This window comes from Halosimplex halophilum (assembly GCF_004698125.1).
Classification (GTDB): domain Archaea; phylum Halobacteriota; class Halobacteria; order Halobacteriales; family Haloarculaceae; genus Halosimplex; species Halosimplex halophilum.
On sequence record NZ_SRHV01000005.1, the window covers coordinates 587,350 to 606,328 of the forward strand.

The 18,979-nt window shown below is 53.9% G+C and carries 15 protein-coding genes; 5 read left to right on the plus strand and 10 right to left on the minus strand.

Annotated elements, in window-relative coordinates; genetic code table 11:
- Positions 1-30: 30 nt before the first annotated feature.
- The 8 genes from E3328_RS19190 to E3328_RS19220 all read right to left on the minus strand — a co-directional run bounded on the left by E3328_RS19190 (position 31) and on the right by E3328_RS19220 (position 8,695).
- On the minus strand, positions 31-711 hold the full coding sequence (locus E3328_RS19190; protein ID WP_135366247.1) for a hypothetical protein: 681 nt from the start codon (positions 709-711) through the stop codon (positions 31-33).
- A 1,020-nt stretch (positions 712-1,731) separates the two neighbouring features.
- Positions 1,732-2,304 (minus strand): DUF8008 family protein, encoded by a 573-nt coding sequence (locus tag E3328_RS19195; RefSeq protein WP_135366248.1) that lies wholly within the window; start codon positions 2,302-2,304, stop codon positions 1,732-1,734.
- Positions 2,305-2,885: 581 nt separating this feature from the next.
- The gene (locus E3328_RS19200) at positions 2,886-4,334 is read right to left on the minus strand and encodes an oligosaccharide flippase family protein (protein WP_135366249.1); all 1,449 of its coding nucleotides are present in this window, start codon (positions 4,332-4,334) and stop codon (positions 2,886-2,888) included.
- An 84-nt stretch (positions 4,335-4,418) separates the two neighbouring features.
- A complete protein-coding gene (locus E3328_RS19205; protein WP_135366250.1) occupies positions 4,419-5,300 on the minus strand; it encodes an alkaline phosphatase family protein in 882 nt (293 codons plus the stop codon).
- Entirely contained in the window at positions 5,290-5,457 is a 168-nt protein-coding gene (locus tag E3328_RS22230; protein ID WP_167837481.1) for a hypothetical protein, read from the minus strand. The genes E3328_RS19205 and E3328_RS22230 overlap by 11 nt, the downstream gene beginning before the upstream one ends.
- A 95-nt stretch (positions 5,458-5,552) precedes the next feature.
- Complete coding sequence (locus E3328_RS19210) at positions 5,553-6,131, minus strand: hypothetical protein (protein WP_135366251.1); 579 nt, start codon at positions 6,129-6,131, stop codon at positions 5,553-5,555.
- A 745-nt stretch (positions 6,132-6,876) separates the two neighbouring features.
- Positions 6,877-8,109, minus strand: coding sequence for a hypothetical protein (locus E3328_RS19215; protein ID WP_135366252.1), 1,233 nt, complete (start codon positions 8,107-8,109; stop codon positions 6,877-6,879).
- Positions 8,110-8,284: 175 nt separating this feature from the next.
- Positions 8,285-8,695 carry a hypothetical protein gene (locus E3328_RS19220; RefSeq protein ID WP_135366253.1) on the minus strand — a complete coding sequence of 137 codons (411 nt, stop codon included), beginning with the start codon at positions 8,693-8,695 and terminating at the stop codon, positions 8,285-8,287.
- A gap of 802 nt (positions 8,696-9,497) precedes the next feature.
- Here E3328_RS19220 and E3328_RS19225 point away from each other — a divergent pair.
- From E3328_RS19225 to E3328_RS19240, 4 genes are all read left to right on the plus strand, one after another.
- Positions 9,498-10,805: a glycosyltransferase family 2 protein gene (locus E3328_RS19225; protein WP_135366254.1), complete on the plus strand. Its 1,308-nt coding sequence runs from the start codon at positions 9,498-9,500 to the stop codon at positions 10,803-10,805.
- Positions 10,806-10,922: 117 nt separating this feature from the next.
- The gene (locus E3328_RS19230) at positions 10,923-12,068 is read left to right on the plus strand and encodes a glycosyltransferase family 4 protein (protein WP_135366255.1); all 1,146 of its coding nucleotides are present in this window, start codon (positions 10,923-10,925) and stop codon (positions 12,066-12,068) included.
- A gap of 44 nt (positions 12,069-12,112) precedes the next feature.
- Positions 12,113-13,222: an alkaline phosphatase family protein gene (locus E3328_RS19235; protein ID WP_135366256.1), complete on the plus strand. Its 1,110-nt coding sequence runs from the start codon at positions 12,113-12,115 to the stop codon at positions 13,220-13,222.
- Between the two features lie 9 nt (positions 13,223-13,231).
- Positions 13,232-15,121 carry a hypothetical protein gene (locus E3328_RS19240; RefSeq protein WP_135366257.1) on the plus strand — a complete coding sequence of 630 codons (1,890 nt, stop codon included), beginning with the start codon at positions 13,232-13,234 and terminating at the stop codon, positions 15,119-15,121.
- A 32-nt stretch (positions 15,122-15,153) separates the two neighbouring features.
- Here E3328_RS19240 and E3328_RS19245 read toward each other — a convergent pair whose 3' ends face one another.
- Positions 15,154-16,212 carry a glycosyltransferase gene (locus E3328_RS19245; RefSeq protein WP_135366258.1) on the minus strand — a complete coding sequence of 353 codons (1,059 nt, stop codon included), beginning with the start codon at positions 16,210-16,212 and terminating at the stop codon, positions 15,154-15,156.
- A gap of 133 nt (positions 16,213-16,345) precedes the next feature.
- The gene (locus tag E3328_RS19250; protein ID WP_135366259.1) at positions 16,346-17,677 is read right to left on the minus strand and encodes a sulfatase; all 1,332 of its coding nucleotides are present in this window, start codon (positions 17,675-17,677) and stop codon (positions 16,346-16,348) included.
- A gap of 103 nt (positions 17,678-17,780) precedes the next feature.
- Between E3328_RS19250 and E3328_RS19255 the strand changes: the two genes are divergently transcribed.
- Positions 17,781-18,899: a glycosyltransferase family 4 protein gene (locus tag E3328_RS19255; protein WP_135366260.1), complete on the plus strand. Its 1,119-nt coding sequence runs from the start codon at positions 17,781-17,783 to the stop codon at positions 18,897-18,899.
- Positions 18,900-18,979 lie beyond the last annotated feature (80 nt).

Below are 18,979 nucleotides of genomic sequence, written 5' to 3' on the forward strand. Positions count from 1 at the left end.
CCGGCCGTCGAGGCCGCCGCTCCGTCCCGCTCAGCGCCGGAAGTCGGGCCTGATCGCCCGGAGGAGTCGATTCACCTGGTCGACGACCGCGGGGAACCCGTCGGGTCCGGTCGACCCACCGGTTTCCGCGTCCGCGTCCGCGTCCGGTTCCGAATCCGACTCCGGAGGGACTGCCCCCGAATCCCGGGCGTCCCCGTCGTCGGTCGGCCCGGTCGCCGGCTCACACCCGATAGAGATGTTCATCTCCCCCTCGCAGGGGCTGCAGGTCGACGTGTCGAGCGCGTCGCGGACCGCCCGCGCGTCGTCGTTGCGAGTCTCGGCGCAGTCGTTCGGGTTGAGACAGAGCCAGCACCCCTCGTCCTTTTTGTACTCGTCCTCGGCGACGTAGCCGACGACGACCTCTCCCTCGGCCGCGGTGTAACAGTGGGCGTCCCAGTCCCAGGGCACGTCCTCCCGCGGCCCCCGCTTCTCCAGCAGCCGGCACTCGTAGCCGTCGTCGACGGCGACGACCGCGTAGTCGCCGTCCGTCCCGCTGCACACCCGCTCGCAGCCGAAGAACTTCCCGTTGTGGGCGCTGGCCGTGCCCGAGAACGCGGTCACGGCGACGGCCGTCCCGCCCGCCGCCTTCAGCACGGTTCGTCGGTCGATCCGTCTCGGTCTCCCGTCGGTCGCTCCCTGCCCGTCGTGGTCCGCTCGGTTGCTGGTTGTCATCGAGTACGTGCGCCTCGCTTGTCCCGTGTCGACCGGTCGCTCGCGGTTTGTAATGGCGCGACTGAATCCGTCGCAGGCGGTGCTTACCGGTGTGTTCGGACAGTCGTCTTCGACGCTTTCGATCGGTGACGTTCATCCGAGCCGACGGTGGGCAACGAGCGGCCACTCGTCCGAACGGGACATCGAGGCAGTGTATCAATTTCCAGACTATCTTCGCCGAACCGGCCGCGATCTACAACCCCCCGAAATACCCGGGTCGGGCGGAACAACCCTGTGTATTCCCTTTTGATCCGACGGTACACACTGGGTAGATCACCGCTATAATCACGATTTTCACCCCGATTCGCGCCTAGGCACACCCCAAATCCAGCGATCGAAGCCGGTCGGCTACAATCCCGTATCGGACATATTCACACGGGAAAGGCGTTAAAGGAGCTGAACCGCTGTACACGCCACTCGCCGAAACATGTCAACACCCTCATTGCGGCGAACCCCCGAAATCGGAAATACATAGCAATAGCGACGCTCTAACACGTGGTATGTGACACTTCAGAATGGTGGTATGTGTCGGCTGGGGGCCAGCCGCCGACCGCGCTCCGTCGGCATTTCGGACGGCTGAGCGACCCCGGAGCAGGCTCAGTCGTTTGTGCCGGTGATCCCCTGGGTATCTCGCTTCCGTTCGGAGGATTGTCCGCTATACTAGCGGGGATCTCCCAGCTATGATATCCGGGATACTGCGACAGTCAGTGCGTGGTACCGGCAACTCGTCGATCAACGAGGGGTGCAGCGATGACAAATAGATGACTAGTGAGGATCCGCGGACAGCTGGTGTCACCGGTGGGTCCAGTCCTGGTCGCCCGTGGGGCAAGCCGACGACTGCCGATCGAGACGCGAGACGACGCGCTCCCGACGCCGGGCGCACACCCGCGCTGGCTCGATTCGGTCGCGTCCGTCACCCGGTTCGTGCCCGGTCGGGCGGCTGGTTCGCTCCGCAGACGCTAGTCGCTCCCCCCGCGGACGCTAGTCACCGACGACACCAGCTGTCGCCGGGGTCGACGCCTCGGCGTCCGCCGGCTCGTCCTTCGAACGCGTCTCCCCGGGGATCGCCGCGTCGGCTGGCAGCACCACCCGGCGTTCCTTGTACCGGAGGCCGTCGGCACGCCGCGAGCGCAACTCGTCGTACAGCCGGTGGTTCGCCAGGTCCAGCAGCGCGTCGATCGTCCGCCGGGCGAGTTTCGTCGCGTAGTCCCGGCTCACGTCGCCCTCCTGGATCCGGATCCACGTCGCCAGCTCGCCGGCGTCGAGGTACTCCCGGACGCCGTTACAGCCCTCGTTCCAGAGGTCGCCAGTGGACTCCTGGCGGGCTTGCCAGACCTGTGCGGCCAGTCGGTCCGGGCGCGTATCCGTGACGGACTGCAGCGTCGTCTCGTCCAGGTGCGCGAGTTGCTGGATGGGCAGCAGATCCCCGTGGGCGAGCGTGACACCGTCGTCGTGATCGAGCGGGTCGGTACGGTCGGGGTGTGGTGGCCGTGGCAGGTCGGCTCTGCATTGACTCGCCCGCAGTTGCCCGTGTGTGCTGACCGCCCTCGGCACGTTCGCTCGCTGGAGATACTACCGCAGGCGACAGCAGCGCTGAAAGCCCTCGGCGCGCTCGCGGTCGCTGAGCGGGATATCCGTGCTCTCCGCACCGCCCGCGCGGATAGTGCCCGCTCAGGCGACCAAGCAAGCGCGAGCGTGCCTCGCCCTTTCAGTCCGCCAGGACCGCGACCGCACGGCACCGCAGACGGCCACGGGCCTCCCCAACCGATTCGCGACACACGAGTCGCGAATCCCTCGCGCGATTTCGTCGCGGCACGGAGGCCGCGACAGCGCGCGCCGACCGCACTGCATTTGTCTGTCTTCTGGTTGGGCGGGTATCGCGTACGCTTTATTGGCTTGTGAGTACTGGTGGCGTAGGCGCGATCATCACCGCCGCCGGTTAGGGGTGTGTCTGAGATGGGCGATGAACCCTTTGAACCCTTTGTCGAGCAAGCGTACCGCTGACTCTCATATGGCTGTTATGCGGCTTTCATAGAACGATCTATTGGGTGGCGAGGTTATTTTCACCGTAGAATCGGCTGAATAAGCTGGTTAGCATGCGTACAGAATATACGACCAATTCAGAACGTTTTGGGTTATGGTACGTACTGACTGAGGGTATGAGGAAGGACCTTCTGAGCCGACTCCCGAACCGGTGTATAACTAAACAGAACAACTGAGTAAATGAGACCGCCAAATAGGACGATAGACAACAGATCTACTATCGAATTCACCTCAATAGCCGAGCGGACCGCGTAGATGCAAAATGCCATAAAGCCCGATGCAGCGGCCGCCCATCCCACTTCTTGAACCGGGAACGATATCGCTACGAACCGGCGTAGATATGCAACCTGCAATATGAGGAGGACAGCGGAGGCCATTGTTGTGGCCAAGGCCGCACCGACAATTCCAAACTGCCAGATCAATATGATGTTCCCCACCAGGTTGATGGCCATAGTTATCACCATCGCATAGGCTGCTATTGCCGGCCGATCTATCGCCCAGAGGACGCGACCGAAAATCGAATGCATCGATTGCAATATTTTCTCACCTGCTAAGATAATTAGGGCGATCCACGCCACTGTGAACTCCGCTCCAAAAAGGACTCCAAGAAGATCCCGTGAAAGAACCGAAATCCCCGCAAACGCTGGGATAACGACCAATAGCCCCGGCAGCAAGGCTTTAGGAATGAGAGATTCAATTCGATCAACCTCCCCATCTGCATCCCATTGACTCATCTGCGGGAAAATCGACACAGATATCGATTGTGTGAGCATCATGACAACAAGTGAGAGTCGCCAAGCATTTTCATAAGCCCCTATTTCAACTCGAGAAGAAGCGATCCCGATGGTAACATAGGCAGTCAGAATTAGTACATCCATCCAGCTGTAAAAGGATCCTCCGACCGAAGAGATCATATTGAATTGCCCGTAATCTAACAAGGACCGTGCATGCTTCATTGTTGGTCGCCCTATTGTTGTTGAAACCCTCCACCATCCAACAATAACCATTAGAAGGGATCCAAACAGATAGCCGTAAACCAACGCATATACGCCCATTCCCTGAAGATAGAGCAGGTAGCCCATACTGAGCCAACCAAGTGGGCGCAGAGCTTCAACAAAGGCGGTTTCACCTACACGAAGCTCACCTCGGAGGATCTTGATAGAAAATTTCCCGGCTTGGCTAATAAAAAGCGTCAGCACCAGAGGAACTGCGAGATCTGCACCAAGAAACTGATTAACATAACCGCCAAATAGCAGTATTGCGGCTGCAATGAAAATAAGTGGGGGAATTTTCATTATGATTGCGGTCGCAAGATACTGACTCGCATCTTCACCCTCACTAATTCGCTTTTCTGCTGCATACGATATCCCGAAATTTGCTGGGATCGCCATTATCGAGAGGAAGGCAATGAAAGGGTAATACGTGCCGAGGGGTGAAGCTCCCAATTCTCTGGAAAATATCACAACCGCTGCGAAACTTGCGAGCGAATTACAGACTCGCGCAATGAAGACTTTGAGACTTGATTTGGCGATATCCATCATTTCACCGTCCGATAAACTGATGGGTGGTATAATATTGATTGAGCAGGGCCTTGGAGTTACCTGCAACCGTATCGAAGGGACCAATCACAGATAACCAAGCGCCTGGAGTTGCTCATCTACATTTGCTGAATTGATTGGGTTAGTTCCCTCTGAGATGATCTCTCGCCGGTTGTCCTCAGAATTCGCCGAAACGAACCAAGGGACCGAGCGAACACAACTAACGCCACACCCATACGGATGGCCATAATACGAGAACGACCCAATATTACCGAACAATGGCTCACCAAGCATCTCGCCATGATCAGCAGATATTACCGTCTTACCGAATGAACCTTCAATAATTGGTTGAATCGACTCCTGCACGAGATCAAAATTTTCCTTGTAAGCTTCTCGGATGCTGTTTTCCGAGATGTCGTTTCTCCTTACTGCTTTCTGAAGGGGTTCAGATTGAAATGAAACATCCTCACCACTGGGACCGAGGTACGGGGCATGTGGTTGCATGTAGTGAGCCAGAATTCGCTTATTCGGAAATTCTTCTATCATTTCCAACGTTCTCTCGGTGATGTCATCTGGCGGTGTCAGCCCTGAACTACTGTCTTTTGGTTCGACCCATTCAAACCGATGAACACTGATTCCTACTTCCTCAGCGAGCTGCCTATAAAACGGATTTGCCGATATGACGACCAGATCTCCGTACGAACCATCAGAGAAATTCCCCCGGATCCATTCCTCGCTGGTCGAGCCGCGCGATCGCCTTTTTGAGAGATCCCCCTCCAACGAATTACGTTCGGCGAATAGATCATATCGGCAAGCGTCCAGTATTAGAAGGATATCCCAGTCTTGATTATGAACATTAATCCCTTCAGGATTGTAAGGCGGATCTTTCGATACTTTGTAATTCCGCCAAAGTTCAGCCGCTGTCACCTTCGGATAACATAACCCAAATTTTATTTTCTCAATTTTCATGCCGAGATTTTGAGGCAAGACCCTGAAATGCCGCCTCTGCCAGCTTGAACCCGCCAATGTTAGTCAGAATACCGAGACCATATATAAGCAAAACAGCAGCTGCTAAAATCTTCATTCCTTTCGCATCAATATGCTCTTCTGGAGCCACCCCAGTCATGATAGAGTAGAACATTTGCTAAACCGTATTAGATTTAATGATTGTAGTTACCACAAAATAACCTGATCGCGGCGACTTATATAGGGCAGACCATGTCAAGCTGCGGTCACGGACTCCTCAATCCATTCGTATCCGCCCGATCCATCGGGCTGTGCGGAGTAGTTCGGGAGCGGAGACGATGCGCTCGTGTCATAGACTGTCGCCTTCGTCTTCGCAGCGAACACGGCGTGACCGTTCCACTGTCCCGTTGTAGCAGGATTGCCGTCATTGACGCTCCAGCCGTTGACAACTGTCCGCGTTCCGTGCGTGACCGAGCTGTCGACGTAGTCGCTGAAAACGAAGTCATCGGCGAACGAAAGATCCAAGCCCGTGTTTGAGATGATCACGTTGTTTGCGATGCTGTCCTTCCCACGAAGTTGTACGTCTTCGGGAAGATCGCCGTCCGCGTTGGTTGACTCGCCGATGTAGACGTTGTTATAGATGACGTGGGCCTTGGAGGTATTCTCCCAGTCGAACGCACGTTGCCCTCCAGACGCGCTGTCGAGCATGACCCAGACGTTGTTGAGCATCGTCCGCTCGTGGTGGTCGAAGATGATCCCCGTCTCGATGCCGTGTCCGAGTTCGTCGTGGATGATATTATTAGAAATGAGTGACTGGCGGACGTTGAGTCGCATCCCAGCTGTCTGGCTGCCCTTTATTTCTGTCCAGTCCCGATGTAGCACCGCTTGAGAAACGACGAGGTGCCGGTGTTGATCGCGTATTGGTCTGCACGATCAACGTTCATCCCCTAGAGCCATAGTTCCGTCCCCTTTTCCGCTCGAATCGCATCCCCGCTCCCTGGATTCTCTACTCAGAAGTCGATGAGTGCGCCGTCGTCTGGTTCGACGCCGCTCAGAACTGGTCCGTCTATCCCACCAAATACTGGATATTCGAGTTATTGTTTTTCCCTTCGATCTTGAATCGCTTGCAGTCGATGTACGGTCTCGTCGTAGGACTCCTCGCTGCTGCCTGCTCCGCGACCCCCCAAGAGAATGTCTCCGCGGGGAAATCCAGAATCTGCGATAGGGGCGTTGTCGACGGCAGTTTAAACGCTGTCGTAGCCCTCGAGTACAGTTCGTCGTCGTCGTTGAGCGCACGGACGAGTGCCGACTCGTCATTGTTCACGCTACGCTCTGTACTGAGCAGATTGGGAGGTGAAGTCTGGTATAATACCCTCTATAAGGGGAAATCCCAACGTCGATATCAAATTGTTAAGACATCTTATCGATACCCCTCAGGGATTTCTGCGGGAGACATTAGAACCATAGGACACCGAAGGATCCTCTGTCTCTGGGCCTGGCAGGAAATACGTACATTTCGATAAGCTGTGATCTATAGATCAATTGAACCGAAATTAGAATCGCTATGACTGGACGCGTGTTATTGCGTTCGGATCGCCTCGTCGGACCGACCACGATCGGTCGCGTAGGTCACCGGCAGGTCGTACCGCTCGCCGTTGAGGAACAGGTCGCGGTAGTAGGTGTCGAGTTTCGAGGGGCCGTAGAAGGGATCGCCGCGACCCACGCCGACGGCGTGGACGGTCGCATCCCCGTACGCCTCCAGCAGATCGAACCCGACCGGGACGAACTCGTAGGTCTCCTGGGAGAACCGCTTCCAGGGCTGGTCGTCGATCCCGCGGAACTCGTCGGTCACCGTCCGGGTGTGCCACGCCCCGGGCTCGCGGTCGGCGTACATCGTCCGGAAGACGAGCGTGAAGCCGTCGACGACCGACGGCTCCGGCTCGGGCGTCCCCGTCTCCGTGCCGTCGTTTGGGTCGTCGGTCGGCGTGTCCGTCGCCGTCTCCGTTTCTTCGGTCTCCCCGGTCTGCAGGAGGAGCCACGCCTCGTCCGGCCCGACGCTCTCCATCTCGTGGTCGGTCCCGACGCCGGTCACGTCCTCGTCCGTCACGAGCCAGTCGTAGACGAACCCGCTATCCACTTGTTCGGTGTCTTCGTCGGCCTCGTCGTCGCTTTCGGTTCCGTCCGCCTCGTCGCCATTGTCTTCCTCATCGTCGCCCCTATCCTCGTTCTCGCTCCGCCCCTCGTCGCCGTCGGGTTCGTACTCGTAGATGTCCCGGACCGTGAGGTTTCGATTCCGGACATTCACCACGGAGATCCCGTAATCGAACGTCACGGCCTCGTCGTCGTTCTGTTCCCGGCTGTCGTCGCTGGTCTCTTCCTGTTCGTCTTCGTCTCCGCCGTCGTCTGTGTCCTCCGCTTTCGGGAGCGACGTGATCCGGACGACGCCGTCCTCTCTGTTTCCTCGACCCTGCCCTCTCTCGCCTCCTTGACCTTGTCCCCCTTCGCCTTCCCGGCTTTTTCCCCTCTCGCTTCCCTGACCTTGTCCGCTCTCGTCTCCCCGTCCTTGACCGTCGTCTTCGTCGTCGCCGTCCGATCCGGTCGGATCCTCGGACGTTTCGATACGGACGGTGTCGCTGAACCCGCGGAACTCGTTGTCTTCGCCGACGCCGATCGTCGCCGCTCGCCCGCCGTTCGCGAGGAGCACTCTCGCTCCGAACGCGGGCGTGACCTCACGCTGGACGTTCCACAGCACTCCGCCACCCACGAGCGCCGCACCCACTCCTCTCAGTACCGTTCGTCGTGTCGGTCGCATGGTTCAGAGATACTGGATCGGAATCCATAATTATCAACTAGATACCAGGTATGCGCGGCCGAGTAAGTTCGCAACAGTGATCGATAGGGTGGGACGTCACCGAGTAAGGAAAGGCAATGACCGCCGCGAGGTCCTTCGACTGCGGTTGAACGGTTCCGTTACTCGGACGGTCCGGTCACGCCCGGTCTTCGGTCGTCCGGATGTCTTCGGAGCCGGAGCGGCCGGACAGGATCGGGAGTCGGCTGGCGATCCAGTGTTTGTACCTGATACCCAGGATGTTGACGACCGTCGTGAAGTAGAGCGCGCTCAGGAAGTACCACGGTTTCCGCTCGATCTCCGTCGGGATTCCGCTGTTCGGAAGGAACCCGATATGGGAGGCGTTGCCAAACGCCGACAGCACCCCGAGAAACAGGAGCGCGTACGCGAGCAGCGGGTAATCACGGTACACGAGTCCGACGAACAGTCCCAGCAGGAGGCCCAGTTGCAGAGTGTGGATTTCCACGTAGGAGTTGAACAGTTGCGGCAGAATTTCCGGCATTCCTATCGGCCCTCCACCTCGGTCGCGATCTCGTCCGAGGTCGTCCATCGGCACGGTTCGACGCGCATACCATATCGAAACCAGTTGGTTCCCTTAACGTCCCGGTATACAGTATCAATTCTGAGAATATGCTCTAGAAAAACCTCAAAAAGCTGGACAAGGTGCTAGTAAGCCATTTTCCAAATAATCGTATCTAGTAGTGATATTTAGAAGGTGGAGGAAAGGAGAAGATCGGAGCGAGGATTGGTTCACTCGAATTGCTGTTCGGGTGGGTTGCGATGTCGAGCTGTCCGAACAGTTCGTACAGTGCGCCCCGCGCTCGACAGTGGGGTTGCGCGATAGCACCACGGTTCGCGCGCGGCAGATCGGGGGCTCGTACGAACACCACATCGCCGGCGAGGCAGGACGAACCACGTCGCGCGCGATCGGGAACGCTTTCGAATCGACGTGTACGTACACGCCGTTTCGACCGAATAGTTCGGAATATCGAATCACCGCTATTAGCGCCGCTCGCTGGTGATCGTTTCCTTTCCGATTCCGTAGGTCCCCTCCCAATTGTTCCGGCTTCCAGTAAAGTTAAGTTAGCTTGTTTACACTCTAGAAATGCATAGACGTAATCCGGTGCCGTGGAAGTATATCCGCTCGGCAATTCCGTGGGTGGTGTTGCCGAGCGGGGGTAGGTGGACGATGCGACCGACGACAGGCATACACAGCGGCCGTCCAAGTGCCGAACAGCGTTCTGGAGCGGCGCGTGTAGCTGAGATGGATGCCTGTTCCGCGGTCGGTATCGGATTCGAGCGGGGCGGCGGGCGGGTCCTGAGCGTTCGCGAAGCGGGGGTAGGTGATACTGATGTCCGGTGAAACTATCGAGACCAGAGAGGAAGGGCAACGGGAACGGGCCGACTCTGTCGCGGTGGGTGTGATCGCGACGGCGGACAACACCGACGGTGCGCTGCGGACGATCCATCGCGCGCTCGACCGGGGCCACGACGTATTCGTGTTACAGCCCGGCGAAACGGAGTCCGAAACGGTCCGGTTCGCGAAACAGTTCGATGTTGAGATCGTCCGAGTGCAGGCCAGCGGCGACCTCCAGCGATACAAGGAGGAGCTGGCGATCGCTGCCTCGGTCAAGGATTACGACGCCGTCATCGTCCCGCCGCCCGAGTGTGAGCGGATCGTCTACGACGAGACGCTCGCTGCGATCACCGAGAACTCGATTCAGGTCGACGCCGTCACCGAACGGGATGTCGAATTCTCCGGCGAGACTGTGGTCGGGATTCCGGCTTACAACGAGGCTGGTTCGATTGGCGACGTTGTGCGGGAGGCGCGGGCGCATGCGGATTCGGTACTGGTCGTTGACGACGGGTCGGCCGACGATACGGCTGCGGAGGCTCGTTCGGCCGGTGCTGTAGTTATCGAACACGAACGGAACCAGGGCTACGGGCAGGCGTTGAAGACGCTGTTCGATGAGGCAGCAGATCGGGACGTTGGTTCACTCGTGGTGATCGACGCTGACGGCCAGCATGATCCCTCGGACATTTCGCGACTGGCTGGTGAATTGGAGTCAGGTGATGCGGACCTGATTATCGGGAGCCGATTCGCTAGCAACGGGGATACGAACGCACCCGTGTATCGCCGGTTCGGTCTCTGGATCGTGAACACGCTGACAAACCTGAGTATGGGCGTCGTCCGCCCGCGGTCACGGGTTCAGGATACGCAGAGTGGGTTCCGAGCATACGACTCTGATCTACTGGAATCATTAGCTACAGACGGTGAGATTGGTGACCGAATGAGTGCAAGTACTGATATTCTATATCACGTCCATGAAAATCAATTTAAAATCAAAGAAGTTGGTACTACTATTGACTATGAAGTAGAAGATGCAAATTCACATAATCCTATTTCTCATGGACTGACACTGGTGAATAATATTCTAAAGACTGTTGAGCGTCAGCGGCCGATATCTACGTTAGGAGTTCCCGGGTTTGTGAGCACGGTTATTGGAATTAGCTTCGGATATTGGTGTTTCTCGAATTTCATTGCGAGTGGCTCATTCCCACTTGGATTGGCAATCATATCCGTGTTTTTCACGCTTACAGGTATCTTCTCTAGCTTTACCGGCATAATTCTGCACGCTCTCAATCAACATTTAAAATAGAAGTGTTGAATCACCCTCATTAAAAATCGATATATTAAAAACAATCTCAAATAAGCTTCAAAATCGCCTAATCGGATGCTACTAACCAAACATGAACGCTAGATCACGGAGTCTTCAATGAAGGTTGCTCTCCTCTCAATTATGTACCCTCCCGACTCAGGAGGTGCTGAAACTTATGCATATGAATTGTCAAGAGCATTAGCTCAACGTGGACATCAAGTTGATGTCTATACTGCAACTACTGAGCGGCTTCCAAAAGATCTGGATCATCCGTCAGGTGTTACAGTAGAACGTCTATTTAAGCGAAGGAAGATACCAGTACTAGAAACTATCTATTATAGTCTTAGGGCGCGATCTGTAGTTGATTTCAGTGAATATGATATTATTCATGGAACAATGATGCCAGCCTCTACGATCGCCTTGACACCAGGTCTCGGAATGACCGATGTACCAATAGTGTTGACCAGCCACGGCACATCGCTAGGTGAATTCCGTTCACACAACCCTGACTCATTTATTGACTATTTGCTGAAATATGGGCTGCATCCTGGTAATTTCGTACTTGACAATATTGCGGCTCGAACTGTAGATAGTGTGATTGCTATAAGTGAACATGTGGAAAATGAACTATCAAATTACTATAATATATCAGACAAAGCAACGATGATACCACATGGTGTTGATACTGAACGGTTTCAACCTAAAAACAAGATACACTCTGCAGTAGACCCTAAATTGTATAATATATTAACGGTTGGTCGTCTAGGACCACGAAAAGGAATTGGACTTGCAATTCGTGGCATTGCTGAACTTGACTCTCCTGATGTCCGTCTGCTTATCGGAGGAACTGGCCGTCATGAGGATCGTTTACGTGAACTGGCACAGTCCCTAGGAATTAAAGAGCAGGTCAAATTCTTAGGGTATGTGCCAGATGACGAACTGCCGCTACTATATTCTTCGGTTGATGTATTTTCATTGACTTCTAGATATGAAGGACTAGGGCTTGTGCTATTAGAAGCGATGGCTTGTGGAACTCCGGTTGTTGCAACAGATGTTGGTGGTGTATCAACTGTGGTTAACGACGGAAACAATGGATATTTGATTTCACGTGACAGATCTGAATTTGCAAAGCGAATACTTGAATTAAAGAATCCAGAACACCTTAAGAAAATGTCTGATGAAGCAAAAAGATTCGGTCAGTCTTCTAGTTGGGCGGATGTAGCGAGACGAGTTGAGAATGTATATGATGAATTGGTGTACTAGCTCACACCGAAGAAAATAGATAGCTGACCTGAATACACAGATATATGGATTTACTTGTCATCGGTTGGGATGGGGCAAGCTACCGTCATTTAAAAGAGTTTGACCTCCCATTCTGGGATGGGCTTTCGCACAAGGATTATCTATATCCGGAAGGATTGTTCCACGACGCCTCATACATCAGTAGTGCTAATGCTTGGACAACGATGACCACTGGTGCTGGCTTTCGTCAGCACAAAATTCTGGGGTTTGTCTATGGTAAATATACTGGCCATCCTCTCATGAAGGGAGTCTCTCTGATGGCAAGGAATCAGGCGGTTCCTGATTTCTTCCGCCGGGTACTAGTGAGTGAAGGAATAGGGCGGCTCGCGACCGATACTGGTCGAGTAGATGCGGAGAAGTCTCACATCCAAAGTTCAGATATTCCATTCAAACGTATATGGGACCTGTTACCCGGAACAGCGCAAGTATTTGGCCTTCCTCTTACTTATCCACCTTGGGAAATTAATGGATCGCTGATGTCAGGTATACCTGCACCGCGTCCTGAAGAAGCGACACAACCGCTTGTTTATCCCCCAGAATTAGAGGACGTGATCTACGATGGGTCTCACAACGGGTACTACGTCGATCTGCCGTCGCCAGTTAATGATTCGTCTGTTGATGAGTCAGAATATGCTGACGCACATTTGCAAAAATCAGGATCTTTATCGGAGCGTTATAAGCATGTGTATAACTCATCTGAAGAAAATCCTACGTTCGGGTTCCTTATGCTGCGAAGCATTGACGATGTCTTACACGCAACTGAGGACAAGATGATTATTGAAGATGTGTATGATCGAATTGATAAAATCTCAAGTGATCTGGTGAGTTCGATAGATCCTGATGATGTCCTTATCCTATCAGACCACGGAATGGCACCTACTTCACCACTTCGTGTTGATAAAGATCTAAAAATGGATCACGATACTAGACAGGGCGTTTGGGGGGGAACTACTGATTTCGATCTATCCAATCAAATAGATGTAGGTCCGTCTATCTTGGATTACTTTGACGTTGATACTGAACTCCCACAGGAGCGGGACGAATACGAACTTGTGACGAATGAGCTTGATGATGAAGCAGTCCATCAACGGCTCGAAGACCTTGGCTATGCTTAGTGTGGACGAATGAAAACGGCCCGTTTGGCGCGCTACTTGCGAAGATCTGCTCCTTATCTTATTCTCTTAGCCGCTTTTGGAGCAACTGCACTCGTTCTTGTGTTAGAATTCTGGGCGTTTCTTGGTCCTGTCTTCGGGGCCCTATTGGGTGGGATACTTGGAGTGGGAAACCGGCTATTCGGTTCAGACTCTACTCCCTCTTATCAAGAACGGCCACTTGATTGGCGAGCTCCAACTATCATTATTTTGATATTCATATCACTCTCAATAGCAATATACCAACCTGTAAACGGCTATCGGCCCCTTTCACATTATATCCTATTTGGTGGAACGTCTGGATTTATTGGGTACCAAATATATATTGGCCAACCACGCCGACAGGTCCTAGCTCAACTTGTTGTGTTAACTTCAGTAACGTACTGGAGTACGCAGCTCACATATCCTGCGGGTGCATATGCACCAGATACTGTATCTTTTATTCCGGCGACAAAAGCTATCCTTGAAAATAATGCCGTCCCAACTCCTTCGCTGTATGAGAGCACTCCTACACATATGATATATGTCGCTATAACTTCTGAACTAAGCGGACTTTCAACTGATCATCTATATTTGTCTCTCTCTACATGTGCTCTCATCTGTTCCGTGGCTCTAGTTGGTTATATTGATCGAGTCATCAAGTCGATCGATAAAAGGACTGCACTCTTTGCGGCCCTATTTTTCGGGATAATGGGATTCACACTTCGGCGTGGACTTTACCCCAATAAAATGAACTTCTTTAAACCACTCATTGTTATTGTTATCATCTCCTTTTTTGCTTTATCGTATTCAAACCGGGATTCACGCCGTTACGTACTACTTGGCATATTAAGCGTAATTGGCTTAGTATTTGGCCATACCTACAGTACAGGAGCAGCTATTATGGTAATTACAGTTATCTGGGCCTTTAGCAGGTTTTCTCATTTAGGCAAGAACCTTGACTATTCTTCCCCAACCCGAATTCGATCAACGACTGCATTTGTGTTCTTTACTATTGTCGTGTTTTTAGGGTACTCACTCGTTGATAAAGGGAGTCTCATAAACCGACTCGCTAGTCTTATTCTTTCGACGCTTGCTGCTACTGGCCAATTTTCCGGTTCCGCGTCAACTGGAACTTCTGGTGGAAGGTACTCTACGCTTTCATTATCCCTTCTGTTGTTTTCCACAGCCGGTCAGATGATACTGTTTACTCTAAGCGTCACCGGGGTTAGTACTGCCTTTGATTACAGAGAGTGGTCGTATGATGCTATCAACACGTGGATCGCCACTGGAATGTCCATAATTGGATTCAGCGTCTTTGTAAACGCTGTGGACATTCCAACTCCCAGAATATATTCTCTTCTGGGTATGTTCGGTCTAAATATCGTCATGGTTATCGGGATTCTAATTCTTGTCAAAGTCTGGTCTAAATCATATCGACCAACAATTTGTGCCATCATCATCGCTGTCTTCGCAATACTTTCTCTAGCCTCTCCAGTGGCTGGAATCGCATTGTCAAGCATAGGTGATGAAGTTCCACATATTCGAACATATGAAACATCTCCCAACCTTGAAAGTAAAGAGTGGTCAAATCAATATCTCCAAGACGACTTTTTAACATCCCAAGATCCCGATACAGATATTCCTTTGAGGGAACTCTCAGCAACCTCGGCAACGATAGATCAGTCACGAATTCAGAGAGGCCAAGTCTATATTTTCACGGATTTAGCGACAGAAAATGGGGTGATTCTAGAAAGCGGTTCTGCGGGCTTAGGTGGCCGGAGATACGTTTTTCTTACAATAGCACCGAGTAACTGTAGACATAGCATTATATATTCAAATTATGAGACATTCATATACAGTTCGATAGGCTCTTGTCAATAGTTATGTCGGACCCAATCAAACATGGAACCAAATCATTGGATCTCATCAATTAATGATTTAAACTCCTCGTGAAAGATCTTTGTCCGAACATCCGGGGAAAATGACATTGCATACTCACGACATTCCTTCGCAATATTTTCTCTCTCAGCCACTGTTCGATCAAAATATTGAACAATACCACTGGCAATTGATTCTGGGTTTGGATCTACTACGAGGGCTGGTTCAATTCCTTTGAGCTCTGAGCTAGCGCCCGTTGTCTCTGTTACTAATGGAGGTACACCTGCCACCATGGATTCAATAACAGAGACACCAAAGACCTCTAATCGCGAAGGCTGTACGTACAGACCGATTGATTCAAACACCGTATCTAAGTCTTCAACGTATCCTTTAACTCTGACCCCCTCCGTATTCTCGTGCTTGGCTTGATGGCCTTTCCCTACTATTTCCAGTTTTAAGTCTGGAAAATGATTACGTACATCTGGCCAAGAATCGACGAGCATGTCGATGCCTTTGTAATCCCCTACGTTTCCCCTATTTGCACTTGCGATCACTGCCACTTTTTTTGACTCTAGATCTGTCGACAATGTGGACAAAGATTTGAAAACATCCCTTTGAACATAGGGTTTGGCTGTTCTCACGGTAGATGGTGATCCAAATAGTTGCTGCAGGAATGTTGCTGAATCCGCTGAAACAGCTATTGCGCCATCAATAAAGTGTTGGCAAAGGAATTGTAATATTTTGGACCTGGTCCGTAAGTACCTAGTATCCGTTTGCGCTTGGTTTGGGAACCCCCCCAAAGAAAGTTCACGGAGACGATGATCTCCTCCCAAATATATTAAATTCGAATCAGAAAAGATAGTTGCTGCAATACCTGAGTACAATGGACGTGACCCTTCTGTAATATATATGTCGTAATCTGGCAAAGAGAATCCGTTGAAAAACTCATTAAGTGGTGAATCTATTTTGGACCCATCTGATCGTGGATTGCAGCAAATAAAATCAGCTCCTATGGCGTCAGCAAATCCAGTGTGCGCTGGATGTGGTTGCTCACCATAATATAGCATCGCAATATTTTTATCTTGAAGACTCATGTCAGGTGTGTTTTCTCCCCCAATTAATAATACAATTACAATTCATGTATTCCGAACTGAGGGAGTACTGCTAAATTAGGGCGATCCCTTCTAATTACGTGCAATGAATTTACATTCGGGCCCATCAGGGTTGTCATTTATAGCCAAGCGCTTCTAATCTGTCTTCGATCTCACCTGACGTTTCCACATTGGGGCCTGTGCCTTCCGAGCTTTCTGGATGTCTACTACTGAAGGACTTAAGATATTTCAAGAGTTCTCTGGAACGCTCTGACTCTTCGGGACTAAGTGGCGTTACCTCCCTTGGATCTGTTTCTAAGTCGTAGACAGCAGTATTGAGTATCTTACCGTCTTCTTTCATCTCAATAAATACTTTCCATCTTTTTCCGTGAACAGCAAACCGTCGAACGCCTTCGTCCTCATCTTCTCCGGTTGCACTCGCGAAGACGTGGTCCTCCCGGTCCGGGATCTCGTACCCTTTCTCTCGGGCGGTTACCAGCGGCGTCCCGGCAACACCATCGAGGTCACCGCCTACTTGTTCGAGGATCGTCGGTACAGCATCCAGTGTGCTTACTGGGGTATCCACCTCCATTGCGGAGTTGCCGGGCGGACTCACGAACAGCGGAACATGCAGTAGCGTGTCGTGAAGGTAGCGCGGATGTGTGTAATAGCCGTGCTCGCCGAACGCGTCGCCGTGGTCCGCCGTGACGATGACCAGCGCGTCCTCCAGCCGGCCGCGTCGCTCGAGTTCGTCGAAGAACGATTCGAGCTTCCCGTCCAGATACCGGATCTCGTCGTCGTAGCTGTCGCGCAACAGTCGCTGCTCCTCGTCGGTGATCGACTCGGGCTTCTTCCAGGACCGTCGATACAGCGACTCGGCCTCGCTCGCCGTCAGTTCCCGCTCGGCGTAGTGGCGATCGGGCGCGTGATACGGGCCGTGGGGGTCCATGTAGTGGTTCCAGAGGAAGACGGGCCCGTCCGTATCGTCCAGCCAGTCGAGCGACCGCTCGTTGATCTCGGGGGCCCGAGCGTAGTATTGGCCGCCGCGGTTCAACACGAACCGGTCGAGCGCCTGCTGTGCGAGCGCGATGAGCTTGTTCTGGCCGAACACGAGGTCGTCGTAGAACTCGTCGAACCCGGCGTCGAACCCGTAGGCCCGCGAGAGATACGGATTGGAGTGGAACCCACCCGTGGTGTACCCCTCCGCCCGGAGGCGACCTGCCAGCGTCTCCTCTTCGGGTACCTGTACGAACCCGTTCGCCGCGAACTCGGACGGTCGCTCCCCGGACAGCAGCGGCGGCATCGCCTCCCGAGTGTGAGAGCTCACGGAGAAGGCGTTCGAGAACGAGACGGTCCGGTCGACGAGCGAGTCGAAGAACGGCGTCTCTCGGTGGTGGCCGTAACACGAGAGATGGTCGGCCCGTAACGCGTCGATCGTGAACAGGAATATATCTGGCCTGTCAGACATTCTGCTTGGGTTACCGTTCCACACGAGACTGTATAAAGACTCCTTCTTCCACACTTCTTCCGCAAATGCTAATCCTCATACGAAGGCGGACAGATCATCGCGTGTGAACGTCGCCTATCTCACGCCCGTCGTCTACCCGTTCGTGAAGGGCGGTGTGGAAAAGCGGATCCACGAGGTGGGGACGCGGCTCGCTGACCGCGGCCACGATATCACCGTCTACTCGCGACACTGGTGGGACGGTCCGGAGACGATGACCCACGAGGGGATGACGCTCCGGGCGATCGGCCCCGCTGGTGAGATTTACGCCGACGGCGACCGCCGGTCGATCCCGAGCGCGCTCGGACTCGCTGCCCGTTCGCTACCCGCCGTGCTCCGCAACGACCACGACCTCCTCGTGACGCCGGTCGCACCGTACTTCCACGTCTCGACATTGTGGCTTGGGACGCTCCTCAGGAGGACGCCGCTGGTCGTGACGTGGCACGAGGTGTGGGGCGACTACTGGCTCGATTACATGGGACAGCTCGGCCGAGTGGGTGACCTCGTCGAGCGAGTGACGGCGAAAGTCCCTTGCCATCCCGTAACGCCGTCAGAGATGACTGCCGAACGACTGACACGGATCGGCCCCTCGCGAGACGAGATCGATGTCATCCCGAACGGGATCGATACGGCGTCGATCCGGGACGGTCCACCGGCGACGGACGGGTACGACGTGCTCTACGCCGGGCGACTCATCGAGGACAAGAACGTCGACATGCTCCTCGACGCGTTCGGCCGGGCGGACCCCGACGCGACGCTGGGGATTATCGGCGACGGCCCGATGCGCGAATCGCTGGAGGCACACGTGGCCGGACTCGACTGTGCCGACCGCGTCACGTTTCTCGGATTCCTCGACGAATACGAAGACGTACTCGCCCACATGCGGGCCGCGCCGCTGTTCGTCTCGCCGTCGTTCAGGGAAGGGTTCGGGATCACCCTGCTCGAAGCGATGGCGGCCGACTGCACGGTTATCACGGTGGACCACCACTTCAGCGCGGCGAGCGAGGTCGTCGGCGATGCGGGCTTCGTCACCGACCCGACCGTCGAGGGGATCGTCGATGCGCTCGACCGTGCGCTCGACGGTGAGCGCCCGCCCCGGGACCCGGTCGAAGCGGCGCGAGCGTACGACTGGGAGAACGTCGCCGACCGGACGGAGTCCTGCTATTCCCGGATCGTCAACCCCTGACCGTCCCAGCTATCTCGCCGGGGGTGGTCTTCGGTTCTTATTTAGGAACTCCTCCCGTCCCGTGAAACACACGCAGAAGG

What these genes read in the sequence shown, in the direction of transcription:
- E3328_RS19240 (WP_135366257.1), top strand. Translation starts at nt 13,232, where the DNA reads ATGAAAACGGCCCGTTTGGCGCGCTACTTGCGAAGATCTGCTCCTTAT.
- E3328_RS19210 (WP_135366251.1), bottom strand. Translation starts at nt 6,131, where the DNA reads ATGCGACTCAACGTCCGCCAGTCACTCATTTCTAATAATATCATCCAC.
- E3328_RS19225 (WP_135366254.1), top strand. Translation starts at nt 9,498, where the DNA reads ATGTCCGGTGAAACTATCGAGACCAGAGAGGAAGGGCAACGGGAACGG.
- E3328_RS22230 (WP_167837481.1), bottom strand. Translation starts at nt 5,457, where the DNA reads ATGACTGGGGTGGCTCCAGAAGAGCATATTGATGCGAAAGGAATGAAG.
- E3328_RS19190 (WP_135366247.1), bottom strand. Translation starts at nt 711, where the DNA reads ATGACAACCAGCAACCGAGCGGACCACGACGGGCAGGGAGCGACCGAC.
- E3328_RS19230 (WP_135366255.1), top strand. Translation starts at nt 10,923, where the DNA reads ATGAAGGTTGCTCTCCTCTCAATTATGTACCCTCCCGACTCAGGAGGT.
- E3328_RS19215 (WP_135366252.1), bottom strand. Translation starts at nt 8,109, where the DNA reads ATGCGACCGACACGACGAACGGTACTGAGAGGAGTGGGTGCGGCGCTC.
- E3328_RS19235 (WP_135366256.1), top strand. Translation starts at nt 12,113, where the DNA reads ATGGATTTACTTGTCATCGGTTGGGATGGGGCAAGCTACCGTCATTTA.
- E3328_RS19245 (WP_135366258.1), bottom strand. Translation starts at nt 16,212, where the DNA reads ATGAGTCTTCAAGATAAAAATATTGCGATGCTATATTATGGTGAGCAA.
- E3328_RS19250 (WP_135366259.1), bottom strand. Translation starts at nt 17,677, where the DNA reads ATGTCTGACAGGCCAGATATATTCCTGTTCACGATCGACGCGTTACGG.
- E3328_RS19200 (WP_135366249.1), bottom strand. Translation starts at nt 4,334, where the DNA reads ATGATGGATATCGCCAAATCAAGTCTCAAAGTCTTCATTGCGCGAGTC.
- E3328_RS19205 (WP_135366250.1), bottom strand. Translation starts at nt 5,300, where the DNA reads ATGAAAATTGAGAAAATAAAATTTGGGTTATGTTATCCGAAGGTGACA.
- E3328_RS19220 (WP_135366253.1), bottom strand. Translation starts at nt 8,695, where the DNA reads ATGGACGACCTCGGACGAGATCGCGACCGAGGTGGAGGGCCGATAGGA.